The sequence below is a fragment of the Chitinophaga sp. genome (genome assembly GCF_035564935.1).
GTDB lineage: Bacteria > Bacteroidota > Bacteroidia > Chitinophagales > Chitinophagaceae > Chitinophaga.
This window is the reverse complement of the sequence record NZ_DATMTE010000632.1, coordinates 1-4,947: the sequence shown is the minus strand read 5'-3', so window position 1 is coordinate 4,947 and position 4,947 is coordinate 1. Positions and strand designations below refer to the sequence as shown.

The following is a 4,947-nucleotide window of genomic DNA, read 5'->3' as shown; positions in this document are numbered from 1 at the left end:
AGGGTAATCAGCGAAATCATCATAATCCTGAGTCAAACAAAATCCGCTACTTTTTCCAGCAATCCTCCGCGTGGTCATCCACCATACCAGTGGCCTGCATGTAGGCGTAGCAAATGGTGGAGCCCACGAACTTGAAGCCCCGCTTCAGCAGGTCTTTGCTCATGGCATCGGAAATGGCTGTTTTGGCAGGAACGCCGGCCAGGCCTTTACGGTAGTGATTTACGATGGGTTTGTGGTTTACAAACGACCAGATGTATTTGTCGAAGCTGCCAAATTCCTTTTGAACCGCCAGGTATGCTTTTGCATTGCCGATAACGGACTTTATTTTAAGGCGGTTGCGGATGATGCCTTCGTTCAGCATCAGCTGCTCCACTTTTTTGTCATCGTATTTCGCTATTTTCTTAGCGTCCCAGTTATCAAAGGCTTTGCGGTAGTTTTCTCTTTTGGTAAGCACGGTGTACCAGCTGAGGCCCGCCTGTGCGCCTTCGAGACATAACATTTCAAAGAGATGTTTATCATCATGACTGGGCGTGCCCCATTCTTTGTCGTGGTAATCCTGGTACAGTTTGTCTTTGTTGGACCAGCTGCATCTTACTTTTTCTATAGCTGCCATTCGCTGATAGTTTTATTTACCTGCAATTTATACATTTCCAGGTCTTCAGCGGTTTGTTTAATGAAACTGTTGTCTTCCAGGCTGCCTACTACTGCGTTCATTTCTTTTTCGCTTTCATAAGCCAGCTGACGGAAGGGGTTCTTGTAGTCTTTTTCCCTGGAGCGCCTGATCTGTGTGGTGATCCATTCCATGGTGGCTATGGAATCGTTCATCCATTGCGCCAGGTTAGCAGCGGTCATATCGCTGTTTTTGATTTCCCGTAAACAGGCCACGGCATGCTGTAATTTATCGGTTGCGTATTCGTTGCCAATTTGTTCGTAGGCGGTATGCAGTTCCGGCCAGCTGGCGATCTTGTTTTCCCGGATCTTTGTTTTGAGGGAAGCAACCGTTTCCTCTTTCATCAGTTGCCCGCCAATGTTTTGCCAGTCGCCGCGTTTGGCTGTTTTAACGGTTTCCTGTAAATCAGTAAAGGAAGACTTTTTTGCCGCCAGGATATTTTTCACCGCATAAAGTACCACCATGTCAGTGAACAGCGGGTAAGCCCTGTGTACTTTCAGCAGTTCCACATCGCGGGCGCTGTTTTCAAAGCCTTTGGAGAGAATGGTTAATGCAGCTACTTCTTCCGGGTTATTTTTTAACAGCTCTTTTCCCTTTTTACGTATATCCTGTTCCGTTAGTTCTCCTGCAGGAATATTTTCTTCCAGGGCATACCATGCTTTACCGGTAGCGGTTTCCATGATGGTTAGTGCCTGGAATATTTCTTCTACGGAATCGGGGGCCAGGTAATCGTATTCAATGAGTTGTTGTTTATCGGTGCGTTTGTCGCGGTCCACATATTTCCAGGAGTTGCGCGCAATAGCGTACATATTGTACAGGAACCAGTAGCCCGGCATTATTTTCAGGCGGTTTTCATGTTCGTCGTTTACTACCAGGCTGAATGGGATGGAGATATTCAGCTCCGACATGTAATTGCCTTTGGAAATAAGTGTGAAGCTGGCGAAGCGGGAGTTATGTTTCAGGCTTACGCAGAGGCCCGGCCAGAACCCTCTGCCGGCAATGATTTCACCGTCGGCGCCGCGTGAGTTGTGGTTGGATCCGATGGTGGCGCCTGCGGCCATATTGCTTTGCCCCATGATAAGCGCTGCGCACAGGAACGAGTTATTGTGGTGTTGTTCATGTGCGGGGAAGATGAGTGAGTTGAGTACTTCGCAACAGGAAATAGTGGCGTTGTTGCCGAGGTAGGAGTTGATCAGCCTGGCGCCGTATTTCAGTTGTGAGTGGGAGGCCATTACAAAGCGAACGGCTTTCACCCCATAGAATACGCGGCAGCCGTAACCTATTACACCGTTTACCATTTCACAGCCTTCACCTATTTGTGAAGAGGCTTTACTGTTGCTGTTGATGGTAAGGTTTTTCAGTTTGTTGGCGCCTTTCAGGTAGGCATCCGTACCAATGGTTACGTCTTTGATCATCTTACAGTTTTTGATCACTGTACGATCACCTACCATACCATAGTAGCCGCGTCTTTTATCAAATTGTTTTTCTGTGAAGGCTTTGAACTGGCGTTGCAGCTGTTCATCATCGCGGTAGCGGGTCCACAGGTAAGCGTCTCCGGGGAGCATGCCATCAAACGGCATTACGCTTCTGCCGCCGTTTTCATTGCATAATTCCATCCAGATGCGGCCGCTTTCATTTTCTCCTTCTTTCAGGATACCGTTTCCGAATTTGGCATAATCGGTAGTAGCCATTTCATTTACATTGGCTACAATCACTTCATTGCCGAGGATATAATGCGATAAATAATTTACGTTATGCACCACTACATTATCGCCGAAATCGCAGGCACAAATGGTGCTGTTATACAGTCCTACCGGCATCCGCAGGTTGTGGAACTCCAGGTAGTAGGGTTCCAGTTTACCGATACGCACCATCCCGAAAAAGTGGCAGTGCTGTACCAGTTGCGGATCAAATTCGTTGGAAACAAAAATAATATTCCAGTCGTCGGAGGTATTGTCATTGCGTACCAGCGATTCTATTTCGTGTGCTGTTAATTTCCTGTATTTGTCTCTTCTGCTCCATTGTTCATTACGGAGATAGTATTCGTCTTTGCCTTCCGGTAACGTGGTTTCAATGAAATTATACCCCAGATCAGAGAGGGGTCTTTTTTGGATATTATTCATGAGGATACATCATTTAGGGAAATGACCGTCTGGTTATTTTATTATGCGTACAGATAATAAAATAACCAGAGAAGGTATTTCCGTTTTCTTTATTCTACTGTAACTGATTTTGCAAGGTTCCTGGGTTTATCAACGTCCAGGCCTTTGAGCACGCCTATATGATAAGCGAGCAGTTGTAACGGTACTACGGAGATGATGGGAGCCACCAGTTCATCTGCCGCAGGCACAAAAATCACATCATCCGCCATGGGGGGGATGGTGTTGTCGCCTTCTGTTACAACGGCAATTACTTTGCCTTTACGGGCTTTAATTTCCTGGATGTTAGACACTACTTTTTCGTAGTAGCTGTCTTTCGTAGCCACAATTACTACCGGCAGGTTTTCATCTACCAGTGCAATGGGGCCATGCTTCATTTCCGCAGCGGGATAGCCTTCCGCGTGGATGTAGGAAATTTCTTTCAGTTTAAGCGCTCCTTCCAGGGCCACCGGGAAATTGTATCCGCGGCCGAGATAGAGGAAATCACGTGCATCTTTATATTTATCAGCTACCTGTTTGATCTGGTCATCCAGTTTAAGGGTGGTAGCTACTTTTTCAGAAACCTGTTCCAGTTCATCGAGCAGGTGCTGGAACCTTTGCGGGGTGATGGTACCCTTATCGGCGGCCAGTTTGAGGCCAACCAGGCAAAGCACTGCCAGCTGGGCGGTGAAGGCTTTGGTACTGGCCACGCCTATTTCAGGGCCTGCGTGCGTATAGGCGCCTGCGTGAGATAAGCGTGCAATAGAAGAACCTACTACGTTACAAACACCGAGGATGATGGCGCCTTTTTCTTTGGCGCTTTCAATGGCTACCAGTGTATCGGCGGTTTCACCGGATTGGGATACGGCTATGATCACATCGCCGGGACCTACTACCGGGTTGCGGTAGCGAAATTCAGAGGCGTATTCCACTTCCACGGGGATGCGGCATAGTTCTTCTATCATGTATTCGGCTACCAGGCCTGCGTGCCAGGAGGTGCCGCAGGCTACTATGATGATACGTTTGGCGCTGCTCAGCACATCTGCATATTCGCGCATACCGCCCATGGTGAGCGTGCCTTTCTTTGCATCCAGACGGCCGCGTAAGCTATCGAAAATGGTTTGTGGCTGCTCAAATATTTCCTTCAGCATGAAGTGGGCATAGCCTCCTTTCTCAATGGCGGCCAGCTCAATATCCAGTTTCTGAATGTAAGGCGTTTGCCTTTCATTGGAAATGTTTTTCAGGATCAGTTCATCCGCTTTGATGACGGCAATTTCGTAATCATTTACATACACTACTTCTTTGGTGTATTCAATGATGGGAGAAGCGTCTGAAGCGAGGAAGTGTTCACCTTTGCCCACGCCGATTACGAGCGGGCTTCCCTTACGGGCCGCGATCAGCGTATCCGGGTTTTCTTCATCAATCAATACAATCACATAAGCGCCTACTACTCTTTTTAAAGCGATGCGCAGGGCTTCTTCCAGAGAACACTGGTTTTGCTTTTTGATTTCCTCGATAAAATGAAGCAGTACTTCGGTGTCGGTATCGCTATGAAAAACATGGCCCTGGTTAATGAGCTCCTGTTTCAGCTGTACATAGTTTTCAATAATGCCATTGTGGATCATGGCCAGTTTACCATCGCCGGATAAATGCGGGTGCGCATTACGGTCGCAGGGCTCGCCATGTGTAGCCCAGCGGGTATGCCCGATGGCAATATGACTCCGCAGGTCTTTTCCCTCAACAAATGCTTCGAGAGCAGCTACTTTGTCTTTTTTCTTGTATACCTGAAGCCCGTTGTTGATCAGGGCTACACCCGCGCTGTCGTATCCGCGGTATTCCAGTCTTTTGAGGCCTTTTAATACTACCGGGTAGGCTTCTCTCTGCCCGATATAAGCTACTATTCCACACATAAGGTTTTTGGATTTGTGCTAGGTTTTATCATTGCAATATCGCATTAAAATGTTAAGATCACATCAGAAAATGTGAATATTGTTTAACTAAAGATATGGTCTACATAGTATTCTACACTGTCGAATGTAAAATGAAAAAGGGAATACGGAAACGATCCTGACGAAAATTAAGATTCCTTAACATTCGCCTGCATCATTCACCGTATCCCCCTTTTATATTTTTTTTATT

The 4,947-nt window shown here is 47.0% G+C and carries 3 protein-coding genes; all 3 read right to left on the bottom strand.

Annotated elements, in window-relative coordinates:
• Window positions 1-46: 46 nt before the first annotated feature.
• On the bottom strand, window positions 47-613 hold the full coding sequence (locus tag VN105_RS16060) for a DNA-3-methyladenine glycosylase I (RefSeq protein ID WP_325642545.1): 567 nt from the start codon (window positions 611-613) through the stop codon (window positions 47-49).
• Entirely contained in the window at window positions 601-2,793 is a 2,193-nt protein-coding gene (locus VN105_RS16055) for a DUF4954 family protein (protein WP_325642544.1), read from the bottom strand. The genes VN105_RS16060 and VN105_RS16055 overlap by 13 nt, the downstream gene beginning before the upstream one ends.
• Before the next feature lie 89 nt (window positions 2,794-2,882).
• The gene (gene glmS / locus VN105_RS16050) at window positions 2,883-4,718 is read right to left on the bottom strand and encodes a glutamine--fructose-6-phosphate transaminase (isomerizing) (protein WP_325642543.1); all 1,836 of its coding nucleotides are present in this window, start codon (window positions 4,716-4,718) and stop codon (window positions 2,883-2,885) included.
• Window positions 4,719-4,947 lie beyond the last annotated feature (229 nt).